A 17,786-nucleotide genomic window follows, 5' to 3' on the forward strand; every position below is an offset into this window, starting at 1 on the left:
AAGTTTTTAAATTGTGACCGATCTTACTCCACACCCAGAACGTGATGTGCTGACCGGTATTGAACCAATCAGTATTATTGATGAAATGCAACGCTCCTATCTCGATTATGCGATGAGCGTGATTGTTTCGCGTGCACTCCCTGATGTCCGTGATGGTCTTAAGCCTGTTCATCGACGTATCCTTCATGCTATGAATGAGATGGGGCTTTCTTTCAATAAGTCGTATCGTAAATCTGCTGGTGTTGTTGGTGAGGTTATGGGAAAATTCCATCCTCATGGTGATGCTTCAATTTATGATGCTTTGGTGCGTATGGCGCAGGACTTCTCTTTGAGAAATCCATTGATTGATGGTCAGGGGAATTTTGGTTCCGTTGATGGTGATCCACCTGCAGCTATGCGCTATACTGAGTGTCGTTTAGAAAAAGTTTCAGAAGAACTTTTAGCTGATATTGATAAAGATACTGTTGATTTTCAGGATAATTACGATGGGCGTGAGCGTGAACCGGTTGTCTTGCCAGCACGTTTTCCCAATCTTTTGGTTAATGGGTCAGGGGGAATTGCTGTGGGAATGGCAACCAATATTCCTCCCCATAATCTTGGTGAAGTCGTTGATGGTTGTATTGCTTTGATTGATAATCCTGATATCACACTCGATAAAATAATTGAAATTATTCCTGGTCCGGATTTTCCTACAGGGGGTATTATCCTTGGCCACTCTGGTGTCCGTTCAGCTTATGAAACAGGGCGGGGTTCAATTATTATGCGTGCTAAAGTTGATATTGAAGAAATTCGTAGTGGTCGGCAGGCAATTATTGTGAGTGAGATCCCTTATCAAGTTAATAAGGCCACAATGATTGAGAAAATGGCCGAATTGGTGCGCGATAAACGCATTGAGGGAATCTCTGATTTACGTGACGAATCGGATCGTGATGGGTATCGCGTTGTTATTGAGTTGAAAAAAGATGTTGTTGCGGAAGTTGTTTTAAATCAATTATATCGTTATACGCCGCTGCAAACTTCCTTTGGTTGTAATATGGTTGCGTTGAATGGGGGAAAACCCGAACAAATGACGTTGCTTGATATGCTTCGTGCATTTGTTTCTTTTCGGGAAGAAGTTGTCAGTCGGCGAACAAAATATCTTTTGCGTAAAGCGCGTGAGCGGGCCCATGTTTTGGTTGGTCTTGCCCTTGCAGTTGCCAATATTGATGAAATTATAGCGCTTATTCGCAAAGCTCCTGATCCACATACAGCACGTACACAATTAATGGAACGACGTTGGCCAGCGATGGATGTCGCGCCTTTGATTAAACTTATTGATGATCCTCGTCATATTATCCACGAGGATGGTACTTATAATCTCTCTGAAGAACAGGCACGTGCTATTTTAGAATTGCGTTTGCAACGATTGACAGCCCTTGGACGTGATGAAATCGCTGATGAATTGAATAAAATTGGTGTGGATATTGCTGATTATCTTGATATCTTAGCATCGCGCGTACGCATTATGGGTATTGTTAAGGACGAGTTGAGTGCTCTGCGTGAGGAATTTGCAACACCGCGACGTACCGTATTTGGTTTTGGTAGCGCTGAGATGGAGAGTGAAGATCTGATCGCGCCAGAGGATATGGTCGTAACGGTGAGCCATAGTGGCTATATTAAGCGCGTACCTCTTAATACCTATCGTGCGCAACGTCGTGGTGGTAAAGGGCGTTCTGGTATGTCCACGAAGGATGAGGATTTTGTAACACGGTTGTTTGTCGCCAATACGCATACTCCGGTTCTTTTCTTTTCATCACGTGGGATTGTTTATAAGGAGAAAGTTTGGCGTTTACCGCTAGGTACACCGCAATCACGTGGGCGGGCTTTGATCAATATGCTTCCCTTACAACAAGGTGAACGCATTACGACAATTATGCCTTTGCCTGAAGATGAAGCAAGCTGGAGCGCATTGGATGTCATGTTTGCGACAACACGTGGAACTGTGCGTCGTAATAAGTTGTCAGATTTTGTTCAGGTTAACCGTAATGGTAAAATTGCAATGAAACTTGATGAGGAAGATGAAATTCTTTCTGTCGAAACTTGTACAGAACATCACGATGTCGTTCTAACAACAGCGAATGGACAGTGTATCCGTTTTCCAGTTGTTGATGTGCGTGTCTTTGCGGGGCGTAATTCTGTGGGAGTTCGTGGTATCAATTTGGCTAAAGGCGATAAAGTCATTTCAATGACAATTTTAGAGCATGTCGAGGCAACGTCCATTGAACGTTCTGCTTATATTAAACGTGTCATGAATGAGCGGCGTGCTGCTGGTGCAGATGCTGATGTTGAAGATATTGTCATTCTGGATGATGAAGATGGGGGTGTTGAAACAGAGTTAACAGATGAACGTTATGCAGAACTTCATGCACGTGAACAAATGCTTTTAACAGTGAGTGAATTTGGTTATGGTAAACGTTCTTCTTCCTATGAGTTCCGGATTTCGGGGCGTGGTGGAAAAGGGATTCGTGCAACAGATCCATCTAAAACAGCTGAAATTGGTAAATTAGTAGCGGCTTTTCCGGTGAAGGCGCAAGACCAAATTATGTTGGTGTCAGATGGGGGGCAGCTTATTCGTGTCCCTGTTGAGGGAATTCGTACTGCTGGGCGCTCAACTAAGGGAGTCACAATTTTTAATACAGCCAAAGGTGAAAGAGTCGTATCGGTTGAACGTATTTCTGAGCCTGAAGATGATACGAGTTCATTGGATGATGAAGGTGAGAAGCATTCTGATACGATTGATATGAGCGAAGAAAAGTAATTTTTAAGAGGAAGGAGTAAAATCATGAAAATTGCTCTTTACGCAGGTTCGTTTGATCCTCTTACAAACGGTCATCTTGATGTTTTAAAAGGGTGTTTTGTGTTAGCTAATAAGGTGGTCGTCGCTATAGGTATACAGGGTGACAAAAAAGCACTCTTTAGCTTTGAAGAGCGTGTTGGTTTTATTACCCAAGTAGGGAAAGACTTTTTCGGTGCAGATTCTAATCGGTTGCAGGTTCTTTCATTTAATAACCTTCTCATTGACAAGGCACGTGAAGTTGGTGCTTCATTTCTCGTTCGCGGATTACGTGATGGTACTGATCTTGATTATGAAATGCAAATGGCAGGGATGAATGGCATTCTGGCTCCTGAATTGCAAACTGTTTTTTTGCCCGCAAGTGTTTCTGGGCGTGCGATAACGTCTACATTGGTACGTCAAATTGCCTCTATGGGAGGTGATGTGACACCATTTGTGCCGCCCAATGTTGCACAAGCTTTGCGCTCGAAATTCCAGTCTTTAGAGGAGAATAAGTGTGTCTCGTAGAATTTTTGCTGTTTTGATATGTGTGTTTTGTTTTTTTTCATTGTCCGCTGTCGCTGGTAATTCTAGTCCAGCGAGTGATTCAAGCCTTCTTGTTTTATCTCTCAACAACGGTGATGTTGTTATTCGCCTGCGTCCTGATTTGGCACCAAAACATGTTGCGCAAATCAAAAAACTAACAGAGGAAGGGGCCTATAATAATGTTGTGTTTCATCGTGTAATTCCTGGCTTTATGGCGCAAACTGGTGATGTAGAATTTGGAAAAAAAGGCAGTAGAGATTTTGATCTGAAACGCGTTGGTATGGGGGGATCAAATTATCCCAATATACCGGCTGAGTTTTCAAAGCAGCCATTTAAGCGTGGTACTGTTGGGATGGCACGTTCACAAGATCCAGATTCCGCGAATTCTCAGTTCTTCATTTGTTTTGATGATGCTGCTTTTTTAAATGGTCAGTATACGGTTGTTGGGGAAGTAATAAAGGGGATGGATGTTGTTGATAAAATTAAAAAAGGTACCACAAGTAATAATGGATCTGTAGAAAATCCAGATGTTATTAATGCTGCTACTTTACAAGTTGATAGATGAAGCAAAGGAGCTTTTCATATGATTGAGGATAAAAATCCGGAAAATACTTTAATTCTTGAAACAACAAAGGGCAGAGTTGTTATTGAGCTTTTTGCTGATTTAGCGCCTTGTCATGTTGCACGTATCAAAGAACTTGTCCGTGAAGGTGCTTATGATAATGTTATTTTTCATCGCGTTATTGATGGCTTTATGGCGCAGACTGGAGATGTGCAATTTGGAAAGAAGGATGGTGAAAAATTCAATTTATCACGTGCTGGTATGGGGGGGGCAGAAAAACCAAATTTAACAGCAGAGTTTTCAAATCTTTCTCATAAGCGTGGTACAGTTTCTATGGCACGGAGTCAGAATCCAAATTCTGCTAATTCTCAGTTTTTTATTTGTTTTGCAGATGCTCCGTGGCTTGATCGTCAATATTCCATATGGGGGCAGGTTGTTGAAGGTATGGAAAATGTTGATAAAATTAAACGTGGTGAACCTGTTGCAGACCCAGATTCAATTACCAAAGCCATTATTGCTGCGGATGTAGAATAGTATAAATTATACTGGTTTCAATTGTAAGTTGCTAAGAGAAAATTCTCCTATCTGATATAGGGTGGTGATCAGTGATTACAGCTTAAATTCCTAACAGAGTTCAGCTGCTATGCCTTTATTCTTTCTACCAAGTTTCTTTTAATTTATGGATTTAGAGAATTTTGTTTGCTGTATTGGGGAAAGGTTGTAATTTGTTTGGGTGTTTTCTCGAACGAAGAGACAGCTCAATTGGGTGGAAGACGTAAAGATGAAAATAAAAGGCTCATCTTGCTCTCTCCTTTTTAATTCAGCTTTACTTTTTCAAAAGTATCTAAAGCAATGTCTTTTAAATAATAAAGATGACGCATTGCCTTATGCTTTGGTTCCTCTTGTTTTTTAATAAGAGGAACACTCATTACGTGGAATAGAGCGTCCCAAATAGAGTTGCGCATTTACGCGCTTTTTTAAAGAAACATCTCTCAGTCTATTCCAACATTCATTTAAACTCCCTCATCTTTATGCTTGTGAAGGAGCAAGCCAGTATCATCATATGCTTTTTTCAGCCTCCAATGTTATAACAGAGCCTTTGGTATGTGTAGTTTGACAGTAAGTTTCGCAGTAAGTGGGAAGAGGTGGGATTAGTTAGGAATGCGTGATAATTTACTATTTTATGTATAAAATTTAGCATTAAATGCGTATTTTGTCAAAATGGATTTTGACACTTGAAATTGCCAAAAAGAGCTAAAAATAACGAAATTTGGAATTTTGGAGCAAAAATGATAAAAGGCTTTGAAAGATCTTTTAAAATCCTTTGAAGATTTTTAAAAAGTCTGTGAAATCCCAGAAAACCGCCTTTGAAGACCCTTTGAGAGCCCCTTAAAAATCATTTGAAAAAAATAAATTGATGCAAAACCCGATGATAAGCTACAGTATGTGAGAATCTTAAAAAAGTGCTTTTTTTTAGTGTTTTTATTTACACGTTAATCTCTCTTGTGATGTGCAAGAAAATGATTTTAGTTATTTTAATATATACAGATTTACAATAAGAGAAGCTATCCCTTCATTCAACATATAGAAATGAATTATTATTATAAATCAATGTATTGATGCTGTTTCTAAATATTGTCGTTAATAGGATATTCTATCAAAGTTTGGCTTTTACATCTTAATACGGTTTGTTCGATGTAATTTGAGTATGAATAGCCTATTTTATTGTACTTACTATTTATAGGGTTCGTCGTTTTTTAAAATTGTTTTTGCGTTTCATAATAGGTGGTTCATTTTATTTTTATCCCATGTGGGTAATGATCTTACAGTTTAATTAAGGATTTTTCCTGTTAGATTGAATGAATTATTTTTTCATGCTTGTGCTTTTTAAAAAATTTTGATGAATCTATCAATGTGGATGATACAAGGTAAGGTTTTAAAATAGAGTATTACATTTGTGATGTTGGTTGTCTTGTACAATCTGGAGAGCATTTTAACGCCATATTATATGAATATATTGCGCAAGATAATGAAAATGAAATCATGATTTTTTTATTTGCAATTACAATGGAGCAAAGATGTAATCTCTAGGCTTGTGTTTTATGAAGTTATATCTAAATAACTTTAGAGATAGGTTTCTTTCTAGATTAGTACATTGATTTATAACGGATAAATTATTATTTTGTCCATTGAAAGAGCGCTTTGAATATTGTAAGATTTTCTTATTTCAATTTCTCTTATATTGACTTCTTCTCCATCCTAAAGGGTGAATTTTCTACAAGTGTCGGTTTGTAAGCCTTTCTTTTTTCACGGTAGGGGTCTCTTACAGATTATTCATGCGGTTGAATTAATCAAAATCATCCCTTTTGCTCGTCACAAATGAGATTGGCGTGGGGAAAAACTATTGGAAAAAGCTCCCTTTTATGAATTATCTCAAGGGCTATCTCAATGTTGTGAACGGATAAATGATAATATGCATTTGCACTTTTATTAAGCGTAAGGCTCTCGGTGCCCGATAGATGAAAACTTTTTATCTGTAAAAGTTAAAGAATATTGTAAGTTGTACAATGCGTTCATAACTTTCTTCTATTCGTACGAAATTATTACTTATGAAAGTACGTAAAGATGAGATTGTTGAGATAATAATTTTGCAGTTCTGTTAAGGCTTTAGTGCGTTAAGCATAGGTATTTTGAGGTGTGATATTATAAGGATTTTACTTGTTTTCTGGAGCTAGATTATCACTTTTATTATGTTGATTTCTTAACAAGAAATGTTCTTTTATCTCGTTTAATTTTTGATGCTGATTACAATATTGAGCGAATCAAAAATTAATTCATAAAGCTTATGACAATGCTCGTAAGGGGATATCTTTTTTCTTTCTATAGAGATATGCATTGATGGAATCAAAAAGACGAGAGTTATGATAAAGACATTTCATTATAGAAAAATTGCTCAAGATGGGTATGCACGTCGAGGCGAAATTATAACGGGGCGAGGATGCGTTCGTACACCCGCATTTATGCCTGTTGGGACGGCAGGAACCGTTAAGGCTATGTATATGGATCAAATTCGTGATCTTGGTGCAGATATCATTTTGGGAAATACTTATCATTTAATGTTACGTCCAGGAGCTGAACGTGTTGCACGTTTGGGAGGATTACACGAATTTTCACGCTGGAGCGGACCTATTTTAACTGATTCTGGAGGCTTTCAGGTGATGTCGCTGGAGGGAATCCGTAAAATTACTGAACAAGGTGTGATTTTTCGCTCTTACATTAATGGCGCTTACTATGAAATGAGTCCAGAGCGTTCTATCGAAATTCAAGGGCTTCTTGATGCGGATATCCAGATGCAGTTGGATCAATGTATTGCATTACCTGCCACTGAAAAAGAAATGGAAGAAGCTATGGAACTTTCATTGCGGTGGGCGTTGCGTTGTAAAACAGCTTTTGGAGATCAGCCAGATAAAGCATTGTTTGGGATTGTTCAAGGTGGTGATAATATGAAACTGCGTGAGCGTTCTGCTCAAGCATTAAAAGAAATGGATTTAAAAGGTTATGCTATTGGAGGGCTTGCTGTTGGTGAGCCGCAGAGTGTTATGACAGCAGTATTGGATACTACTTGTCCGATTTTACCAGAGGATAAACCACGCTATCTTATGGGAGTAGGGACACCTGATGATATTTTACAAAGTGTTGCTCGTGGTATTGATATGTTTGATTGTGTTATGCCGACGCGTGCAGGACGTCATGGTTTAGCTTTTACCCGCTTTGGTAGAATTAATTTGCGTAATGCGCGTTATGCAGAAGATCCACATCCTCTTGATCCACAGTCACTTTGTCCAGCAGCACATGATTATAGTTGTGCTTATTTGCATCATTTGATCAAATCTGGTGAATCTCTTGGGGGGATGTTATTGACTTGGAATAATCTTTTTTATTATCAACAACTTATGCAGGGAGTTCGTGATGCCATTGAGGAAGGTTGTTATGCTGATTTTTGCGCTGAAACGCGTGCTCTATGGGCACAAGGACGCTAAAATATTAATCGAAATATAGCACCTCATTTTTTTATTGAATTTATTCTCGCACTTACAAATTTAGCTAAAAATATGAAATTAGAAATATCTTCCAAAATTATAAAATCCACTATCTTAAGATATAACAGTGCGGTTTTATAGGGCATATATTCTCTTTCTAAGTACTATATAAAACAGAAACTGTTACTCCGGTACGCGCTACCTGATCCGGAGAAAAACAGTTTTTCTGTTTCTGATGACTGTTTACAGCAACAATGTTAATGAGGCGTTAGCGAACTCTTAAAGAAGTATGAAAATTGTACTTTTATAAGCTACTTGGTATTTTTTATTACTAAAGTTAAAGAATGGATTATATACAATCGAACAGATAAATTTTTAGAAAATTAAAATAAAGTTAAAATAAAATTACAACATTTTAAATGTTGTAATTTTATTTTTTAATTTTTCATATATAAATATTCTTTAAAATATATTTATGTAATATTATTAATATTATAAAACTATAGATATAATGTTATAATAAATTAAATATTAATCACGATAATTGTCATATTTATAAAATATCAATAAATATACTTATACAAAATTTGTTATATTTGTTTTTTGCTTTGTTTATAGAATTTATCTGAAAATAATCATAATATATTTATGTGAATATTTTAATTTACAGATAGTGAGTTAGATATCTGATGCGATTCCTCTGTTAGATGAGGGAGGGCTAAAGATGCCTAAAAGAGGGTATTTAATAAATCTAGAAACCAAGCACTATTATCATGAGAATTTTTAAAAAAATTTATAATAATTTATAAAAATGGCATAAAGTTGAAATTATAACTTATCGATTTGGAGGGGCTGTATTCAGGTAGCAAAAATAAAGCAACAATAATTTTAGGGGAGACGTTTTATCTTTGTATCAAAATAATGATGAGATATTATTCACTTGTTGAAATGCATTCTTCAGCAAATTTTAGAATTATTTATAGGATATAGTATGTTGTTGCAAAATAAAGCTTTCATTGTAAAATTACAATGACTGAAAAGAGGAGGTAAAGTTTATTATCTGGCAGATCTGATAAAAATAGGTAAATACGTCTGTGACCTTGAGGTTTTCAAAGGTTTTTCATTAAAGAATCTTACTTAAAGCTTCATAAAATGCTTTATATATCAAAATATTTCTAAAATTTTATTAGGGACTATTGGGCATGCGTATAACAATGTTTTGAATTTTTGTTTGTGTGTATTACAGATATCTACAGTTAAAACTCCTATCCAGAAGTGATGATATGAAGGATTTTTATCAACAAAAGGTTCTTGCATTGGGAATTGATTCGAGAATACGGCGTTTAATAATTTTAGCTCTTGCTGTGGGGAGTTTTGCTATTGGTACTGCAGAGTTTGTCGCAATGGGGCTACTACCAGAGATGGCACGAAGTTCCTATGTTGATATTCCTACCGCTGGTCAATATATTTCTGCTTATGCATTAGGAGTTGTGATTGGAGCACCTCTTTTAGCTGTGGCAACAGCTCAGGTATCACGCAAAACTGTTTTGATAGGATTGATGCTTTTTTATGCTTTAGCAAATATCGCTAGTGCCTTTTTTTCTGATTTTAGCATATTAGTCGTATTACGCTTTCTCAGTGGACTTCCCCATGGAATCTACTTTGGACTTGCGGCTATGGTTGCCTCTTCAATGGTCGAAATGAAAGAACGTTCTAAAGCTGTTGGATATGTTATGCTCGGCTTAACAATTGCAACCGTTTTGGGAGCACCCAGTGCTACTTGGATTGGTCAACTTATTGGTTGGCAGATTGCTTTTATCCTTGTGGGTATGATTGCTTTATTGTGTAGCTTGCTTATTTGGAATTTTTTTCCTTGTGATTCAATTTTTCCAAAAACGAATCCTTTGCAAGAAATGGGTGCATTAAAGCAAAAGCAGGTGTGGTTTCTTTTGTTGATGGTTTCGGTGGGAGCGTCAGGATTATTTTCTGTTTTCACTTATATCAAGCCAACGTTAATGCATATTTCTGGTGTTTCACTTGAGTTGGTACCATTTATCATGCCTTTAGTTGGATTGGGTATGGTGGTAGGAAATCTCTTGGGGCCTAAATTAGCCGTTAAAATTGGTATTTCGCCGATGATATTTTTTTCTATGCTTTGGAGCGTATTTGTTTTTTTTCTTTTTTTCTTTTTATCCTATGCTCCGTTAACAGCGGCAATAGGATGCTTTTTTGTTGGAACTTCTTTTGCTGCTATGCCTTCTATACAAACAAAAATTATGGATGTTGCACTACAGGGACAGATTTTGGCAGGAGCATTAATGCAGTCTGCTTTTAATATTGCCAACGCTCTTGGTGCAGAATCTGGAGCATTAGTTTTAAAATTGGGCTATAGTTATGAATATACAGCTGTTTTAGGAAGTGTTCTAACTTTGTGTGGATTAATGGTTTTTTGCATCTCATGGTATATGGAGAAGCATGCTTAATATTTTTCATTTTTTAAATGAAGAAGGAATTTTTATATTTATTTTTAGTTATTGGAATGTCCTGTTGGGTTTTTTAATATGCAGTAAGAAATGCGCAGTGCTAATGGAATAGCAAGACAAAATAAAAGACCCATGAGCACTATAAGAAGAGTTTTTGCTGCTAAGATCATTCCTATTGTTCCTCCAGGATTAAAGAGGCCAGCAAGATTGGTGATGACTCCTGCTAGAGTTGCACTTAAGGCCGCTGAAAATAGTTGTACAGAGGTAAGGGATTCACTGGCACGGAGAGCATCTTCATCATTTGCACATTGTAAGATCCTTGTGAGCAAATGTGGCCATGCTATGCCCGCACTGATTCCAATAGAAAACAGTGCTAAGCAGATCATAAAAATATATTCAAGTGTGGAAACTTTTGTTGGAATGAGCCATAAAAGAATAGCTATGCCTAATAGTTTTAATAGGGGGGAGTATATAATGATGTTGCGAATTTTTTTTGCCGATACACCAGCACTTGAGAGGGCTCCACATGTCCATCCTAGGCTCATAAGTGCTGCTATGTAACCAGCAAGAAGTGGAGTTTGTCCATGAAGCTCTTGAAGAAAAAGTGGGAAATAAAGCTCCATACTATATACGACTGTCGTCATAACGAGTATTAATGCGTAAACAGGAAAAATTTCAGAAGAAAAAGAAAAGGATTTGCGTGGCAACATAGGATGAAGGGTAGATGATTCGATTTTTGCTAGGACAAAGAGGAGACTAAGTCCGATAACTAATCCGCAAATTTTGGCCATTGTTGTGTCCATAGCTCCTCCAACAGAAATGATAAAAATCAATAAGGTGAGTGTGAGAAGCTGGAGCAGAGGGAGAGGGGTTGTTGGAATATAATTTTCATTCTTTTGGGGTAAAAATTTAAAGGCTATGAGTGAGAATAATATAGCTAATGCACCAATGATCCAAAAAGATGCTCTCCACATGCCATAATATACAGAAATTCCTCCGATTGCTGGTCCTAACAAGGTTGATATTCCCCACATTCCAGAGATGACACTTAATGCGTGTGACCATAAAGATGGACTGAAAACAATACGTACCATGGAATAGGATAAGGATAACAAAGAACCACTTCCAAATCCTTGAATAAAACGTCCTATTAAAAATAATGGCATAGATGAAGAAATGCTGCACATGAAAGTGCCTAGGGTAAAGATAAGTCCAGAGAGAACATAAGTGTTGCGAGGACCTAATTTCCCTAATATTTTTGTTGCAAGTGAAGTCCCAAGAAGTGAAGCTGTAATAAAGACAGTTGCCACCCAAGAATAATATATTTCATTGCCAATATGATTCATAAGAGAGGGCAAAATAGTAATAACAATATAAACGTTGGTAGCGTGTAACACAACACCGCCTATAAACGTCAAAAAGCAAAGACCATTTTTACCTAATAAAAGCGCAGACCAGCTTTGTTTTTTCACTGTTTTTGCTATTTAATAAAATTTATCCTCTTTTTATTTATAAGGCAGTTCTTTAAATTTGCCAAGAGAAATTCAAAGCTCTGTTTAGAGCTTTGAATTTTAATTTAAGTAATAACTTAATTGCCCATTGCTTTTTTGAGATTCTCATCAATTTTATTGAGGAAACCTGTTGTAGAAAGCCACTTTTGTTTAGGCCCAATCAAAAGTGCGAGATCTTTAGTCATAAAACCTTCTTCGACGGTTTTAATACAAACTTCTTCCAATGTCGTGGAAAAGTTTTTTAACTTTTCATTGTTATCTAGTTTAGCACGGTGCGCTAGTCCACGCGTCCATGCAAAAATAGAGGCAATGGAATTTGTTGATGTTTCTTCACCTTTTTGATGCTGACGGTAATGGCGTGTTACGGTGCCGTGTGCTGCCTCTGCTTCAACAATTTTGCCGTCAGGTGTCATGAGAACAGAAGTCATGAGACCCAGAGAACCAAAGCCTTGGGCAACAATATCAGATTGGACATCACCATCATAGTTTTTACATGCCCATACGTATCCACCTGACCACTTTAATGCAGAAGCAACCATATCATCAATAAGACGGTGTTCGTAATATAATTTACGGTTTTCAAATTCAGTTTTAAATTCCGTATCGAATATTTCTTGAAAAATATCTTTAAAACGACCATCGTAAGTTTTTAGAATGGTATTTTTTGTTGAAAGATAAACTGGAACATTTCGTTGTAGTCCATAATTAAAGGATGCGCGGGCAAAATCACGAATTGACTCATCAAGGTTATACATAGCCATGGCAACCCCTGCGCTTGGAGCATCAAAAACATCATGTTCAATAACTTGATTATCATCACCGACAAATTTAATACTTAATTTTCCTTTTCCTGGAAATTTAAAATCTGTTGCTTTGTATTGATCACCAAAAGCGTGACGTCCGATAATAATTGGCTTTGTCCAGTTAGGAACAAGGCGAGGGACATTTTTACAGATAATGGGTTCGCGAAAAATGACTCCTCCTAAAATATTGCGGATTGTGCCATTAGGTGATTTCCACATTTTTTTTAGGTTAAATTCTTTAACGCGTGCCTCATCAGGTGTGATGGTTGCGCATTTTATACCAACCCCATATTTTTTGATAGCATTGGCAGAATCGATAGTTACCTGATCATTGGTTGCATCACGATTTTCGACGGAAAGATCATAATATTTTAGATCAATGTCGAGGTAGGGATAGATTAATTTATCTTTGATATATTTCCAGATGATGCGGGTCATCTCATCCCCATCAAGTTCAACAACGGGGTTTTCTACTTTGATCTTTACCATTAGAAATCCTTTTTCTTTTAAGCGATACTATTTGTATAACACTTTCAAGTTTATAATGAAAAGTAAAAACAGGGGAAAAAAGCATTCAAATATGAGCTTTTAGAATATATTATCAATAGAGTGTAAAATTTTGTTGGAGGGTTTAACTTTTGAAAAGAAGTGATGTGTTTGCAAATCTATAATTATTCTATGATTGATGAGGAATCTGTTTAATAGATTAAGGTAGTTAGATCATCGGGGGATCGAGATTATACATTTTTATTATCAGAGATTCCATTTAATAAGTTGATCGTATTCTGAATTATAGTTTCTTGATTTGTTGTGTTAGGTGAATAAGAAACTATTTTTATATTTCTATTTCAATTTTAAGCTTACGGTCTGTTTGTTTATAAAAAGTTTAATGTGATAACAATGGCACTGTAATTAGAAATGCTTCATATAAAATGCGTTTAGGATAAACTTCAATTTTGAAGGTTGGAAAATACGCAAGGATATGACTTATAAAATTACCGTATCGCGAGCTAGAATCTTCTAACTTTTATGTTTTATCGATTCTTATTGTTATTAACTGTGCACAGTAAAGCACTATCCTCGAAATGCAACAAAGAAATTAATCACCTAATGATTCTTGTATCCTTTTTACGAAGAGATTCCTTTTAAAATCTTATTCCCTCGTTTTTATTTATGCATCCCTCATTTTTAAAAACACAAATAAAATGAATATATTACACATAGAAAAAAGAAACATGGTACGCCCAAGGGGAATCGAACCCCTGTTTCCGCCGTGAAAGGGCGATGTCCTAACCGCTAGACGATGGGCGCAAACCAATGATGAGGCTTATAGAGAGGATCTTTTTACTTCGCAAGCCCTCTGTGTCATTTTTTTTGAAAAAAGTGTGTTTTATTGAATAATTTTTGAGCGATTTCTGTTTGGATTGTTTTTTTCAGTTTGAGGAGTAGGCAAAAATGATCAAAAACAGCATTTTTAATGTATTTATTTTTTGCATATTTTATCGTTTGTTATCTTTGCTCACCATATGAGAATATTATTTAACTTGCTTGAAAGAGCCTTTATACAGAAGACTTCTCATTTGAGTTTATCATAAAGCAAAAACTGTATAATTTATGAATTAGAAAGACAATATTTATTACCAAATTAACAAATAATACCAATCATACAAAAGTTTTTTGAGGAACAAGCCACAGATTCCTTTCAGTTTAACAAAATATAAAAAGATTCTTTATAATAAAAATATTAAAGCAATTTTTACAGAATATATTAAAAAATAATTTTCTTATATTTACTTTTATATGACTGTAAAATTTTTAAAATTAAAAACCATTCATTTGTTCTTTTACATATTGAGAAGTTCTTGATTTGAAAATGAATTAGCGTGGATAAAGGGTAAATTGAGTTTTTTGTCACTTCAATTCGCTAGTTTTGCAAAGAGGTGGTAATAAGTTGAGATAAAATATTCGAATTTTGCAAATTTATTCTCCATATTTATAATATTTCAGAATTATGGTGTACACATATCAAGTCTTGTTTTTTACTTTAATGTAAGGTTCTATTTTGATATATGAGTGCGTTAAGATTTTTGCATTAAAGATTTATAGTTAAAGCTATGGAATGGTAGGAAGGAATGTGTTATCATTTACTGATTTACTTTATTTTATTCATTCCCTTAATTTATCATATGAAAGAATGTTTTTTGTTCCATACTTGTTGATTTAGAAGAGATGTTTTTATTCTTTCTTACCAATTCTTCAATATTCTTTAACTGGTTATTGATTATTTTTTAGAACTTTTCTTTATGGAAACTTGCATTTATAAGTTTTACAGATTTTCATTCTGAATTAGATATTTTATAAAGATTCTGAAATCTTTGAAGACAATAAATATTATATTTTTAGGAATGTTGATTGAACAAGCGGGGATAATTCTATTAGAAAAAATGAAATGAATAGAGCAGGGTATTTCTTTTGTTTTTATGAACATAAGTACTTTTTGTGTTGATTGGCACATCATTTAAACGATTTTTCAATGAAGATAGGGATCAGTGGTTAATAATGGCAGAAGCTTTAAAAGTTGGTGTTGCGGGACTTGGTACAGTTGGTACTTCAGTTGTTCGAACTCTATGTGAAAAAGCGAATAGTTTAGCTTGTCAATGTGGACGATTCATCAAAGTTGTTGCTGTTAGTGCGCGTGATAAAGGCCGCAATCGTGGAATTGATCTTAGTGGTATAAAATGGTTTGATTCACCTGTGGAGTTGGCTGCTTCTGATGAGATTGATGTTTTTGTAGAGTTAATTGGTGGTGAATTGGATGTGGTGTATACCGCTGTTAAGAGAGCGCTTGAGGCGGGACATCATGTTGTAACAGCCAATAAAGCTCTTCTTGCTCAACATGGAGTAGAGCTCGCTATAATTGCAGAAAAAAAAGGTGTTTTTCTTCATTTTGAAGCAGCTGTTGCTGGGGGAATTCCTGTTATCAAAGCGATGAGAGAATCACTTGTTAGTAATCGCATATCGCGAATTTATGGTATTCTCAATGGAACCTGTAATTATATATTAACACGTATGTTTACGGAAGGTCTTTCATTTAAAGATTGTTTAGCAGATGCACAGAGACTTGGGTATGCTGAAGCAGATCCAAGTTTTGATATTGAGGGAAATGATACTGCTCATAAATTAGCTTTGTTGACAAGCTTGGCATTTGGAACTGCTGTTTCGTTAGATGATGTTTATGTTGAAGGAATTCATAATATTTCGCAAATTGATATTCGAGCAGCTGATGAATTGGGGTATCGGATTAAGCTTTTAGGGGTTGCATTAAAAACGGATTCTGGAATAGAGCAACGCGTTCATCCAACAATGGTACCAACATCCTCGATGATTGCACAGATAAATGGTGTAACCAATGCTCTTTCTATTCAAAGTGATTTATTAGGTGAATTACTGTTTTCTGGTCCCGGTGCCGGAGGAAAGGCAACAGCATCAGCCGTTATTGGTGATTTGGCTGATATAGCAAAAGCACGTTCTGGTTTTCAGTATGCACCTGTTTTAAGACGCCCAGCATTAGAACTTGCTCCTCATAAAAAAGCACGTATTTCGCATCATGCAGGTGGTTATTTTATTCGTTTAAATGTTCATGATCGTACTGGTGTTTTTGCCGCGGTCGCAAGGCATATGGCTGATAATCACATCTCATTGGAGTCGATTGTTCAAAGATCTTTTGTAGAAGATCAAATTGAAAAAACAATTATTTTAATTACGCATGAAACAACAGAGGTGAATGTACGACAGGCACTTGCAGAAATTGAAAAAGATGGACATCTTGTTGCAAAATCTCAATTTATTCGTATTGAACCTATGGCAGAGAATTGATAACTTTCTTGATAATGACAAAAAGGTAAGCTTGAGTTCTTTTGTCTCTTGTGGAAAATTTTCATCTTTGCCAAAAACTTTATTCTTAGTATTTAATAAGGACTCATATTTTTTCTGGTATTCATTCGGTAGGATTTTTTCATATGCCCACAACTCAGAAGATTTTAAATGGACTTGATCGTATTTTGACACTTGAATTGGTACGTGTTACTGAACGTGCTGCTGTTGCTGCTGCACGCTGGCGCGGACGTGGCGATGAAAAGGCTGCGGATCAAGCTGCTGTAGATGCAATGCGGCAGGAACTTAATCGATTGCCTATTGATGGTACAGTGGTGATTGGTGAAGGTGAGCGGGATGAAGCGCCTATGCTTTATATTGGAGAAAAAGTAGGTCTTCAAAGTGGATTGGCGATCGATATTGCACTTGATCCACTAGAGGGAACAACACTTTGTGCTAAAAATATTGCCAATTCTTTGGCTGTGGTTGCAATTGCTGAAAAGGGTAACCTTCTTTATGCTCCTGATGTTTATATGAAAAAAATTGCTATTGGTCCTGGTTATCCAAAGGGAATAGTAGATATAGATGCTTGTCCTGCCGATAATATCCATGCTCTTGCAAAGGCTAAAGGAGTGGCGGTTAATCAGATTACTGTTTGTATTATGGATAGACCTCGTCACGAAAAATTGATTGATGAAGTACGAGCAACAGGAGCAGCGATTCGCTTGATTGGGGATGGAGATGTGGCTGCTGTTATTGATACAACTGATCCAGAAGAAACAGGTATTGATATCTATATGGGGATTGGTGGAGCTCCAGAGGGGGTCTTAGCTTCTGCTGCTTTGCGCTGCATTGGGGGACAGATGCAAGGTCGTTTGCTACTTGATACAGAAGAGAAAATTGCTCGTGCAGCTAAAATGGGGATTAGTGATCCCAATAAGGTTTATACAATGGAAGAAATGGCAAAGGGTGATGTTTTGTTTTCAGCAACAGGGGTGACAGATGGTAATATGCTTTCTGGCGTTAAATTCACGCCTCGCTATATTCAAACAGAAACTCTCGTAATGCGTTCCCATACGGGAACAGTCCGCAATATTAAAGCACAGCATAAAGATTATTCAAAATTTGATTAATATTTTTTGTAGTCGCTAAAAAA

10 protein-coding genes and 1 tRNA gene are annotated in these 17,786 nt (G+C 36.3%); 8 read left to right on the forward strand and 3 right to left on the reverse strand.

Annotated elements, in window-relative coordinates:
• Positions 1-13 precede the first annotated feature (13 nt).
• The 6 genes from gyrA to ACFIML_RS00475 all read left to right on the forward strand — a co-directional run bounded on the left by gyrA (position 14) and on the right by ACFIML_RS00475 (position 10,443).
• Entirely contained in the window at positions 14-2,797 is a 2,784-nt protein-coding gene (gene gyrA, locus ACFIML_RS00450; protein ID WP_375608384.1) for a DNA gyrase subunit A, read from the forward strand.
• Positions 2,798-2,821: 24 nt separating this feature from the next.
• Positions 2,822-3,340, forward strand: coding sequence for a pantetheine-phosphate adenylyltransferase (gene coaD, locus ACFIML_RS00455; RefSeq protein ID WP_375606667.1), 519 nt, complete (start codon positions 2,822-2,824; stop codon positions 3,338-3,340).
• Positions 3,330-3,923: a peptidylprolyl isomerase gene (locus ACFIML_RS00460; RefSeq protein WP_375686563.1), complete on the forward strand. Its 594-nt coding sequence runs from the start codon at positions 3,330-3,332 to the stop codon at positions 3,921-3,923. The genes coaD and ACFIML_RS00460 overlap by 11 nt, the downstream gene beginning before the upstream one ends.
• 18 nt (positions 3,924-3,941) lie before the next feature.
• A complete protein-coding gene (locus ACFIML_RS00465) occupies positions 3,942-4,454 on the forward strand; it encodes a peptidylprolyl isomerase (RefSeq protein WP_375606665.1) in 513 nt (170 codons plus the stop codon).
• Positions 4,455-6,841: 2,387 nt separating this feature from the next.
• Positions 6,842-7,960 carry a tRNA guanosine(34) transglycosylase Tgt gene (gene tgt, locus ACFIML_RS00470; RefSeq protein ID WP_375610442.1) on the forward strand — a complete coding sequence of 373 codons (1,119 nt, stop codon included), beginning with the start codon at positions 6,842-6,844 and terminating at the stop codon, positions 7,958-7,960.
• 1,283 nt (positions 7,961-9,243) lie between these two features.
• Positions 9,244-10,443, forward strand: coding sequence for an MFS transporter (locus ACFIML_RS00475; RefSeq protein ID WP_375606662.1), 1,200 nt, complete (start codon positions 9,244-9,246; stop codon positions 10,441-10,443).
• Positions 10,444-10,487: 44 nt separating this feature from the next.
• Here ACFIML_RS00475 and ACFIML_RS00480 read toward each other — a convergent pair whose 3' ends face one another.
• The 3 genes from ACFIML_RS00480 to ACFIML_RS00490 form a co-directional block, all read right to left on the reverse strand.
• Entirely contained in the window at positions 10,488-11,915 is a 1,428-nt protein-coding gene (locus ACFIML_RS00480) for an MFS transporter (RefSeq protein WP_375687121.1), read from the reverse strand.
• A gap of 116 nt (positions 11,916-12,031) precedes the next feature.
• Positions 12,032-13,246 carry an NADP-dependent isocitrate dehydrogenase gene (locus ACFIML_RS00485; RefSeq protein ID WP_375606660.1) on the reverse strand — a complete coding sequence of 405 codons (1,215 nt, stop codon included), beginning with the start codon at positions 13,244-13,246 and terminating at the stop codon, positions 12,032-12,034.
• 747 nt (positions 13,247-13,993) lie between these two features.
• Positions 13,994-14,068, reverse strand: a tRNA-Glu gene (locus tag ACFIML_RS00490).
• Positions 14,069-15,316: 1,248 nt separating this feature from the next.
• Between ACFIML_RS00490 and ACFIML_RS00495 the strand changes: the two genes are divergently transcribed.
• Positions 15,317-16,633: a homoserine dehydrogenase gene (locus tag ACFIML_RS00495; RefSeq protein ID WP_375606659.1), complete on the forward strand. Its 1,317-nt coding sequence runs from the start codon at positions 15,317-15,319 to the stop codon at positions 16,631-16,633.
• A gap of 143 nt (positions 16,634-16,776) precedes the next feature.
• Positions 16,777-17,763, forward strand: coding sequence for a class II fructose-bisphosphatase (glpX, locus tag ACFIML_RS00500; protein WP_375606658.1), 987 nt, complete (start codon positions 16,777-16,779; stop codon positions 17,761-17,763).
• The last annotated feature ends 23 nt before the right edge of the window (positions 17,764-17,786 follow it).

This window comes from Bartonella sp. AC62GZZY (assembly GCF_042196525.1).
Classification (GTDB): domain Bacteria; phylum Pseudomonadota; class Alphaproteobacteria; order Rhizobiales; family Rhizobiaceae; genus Bartonella.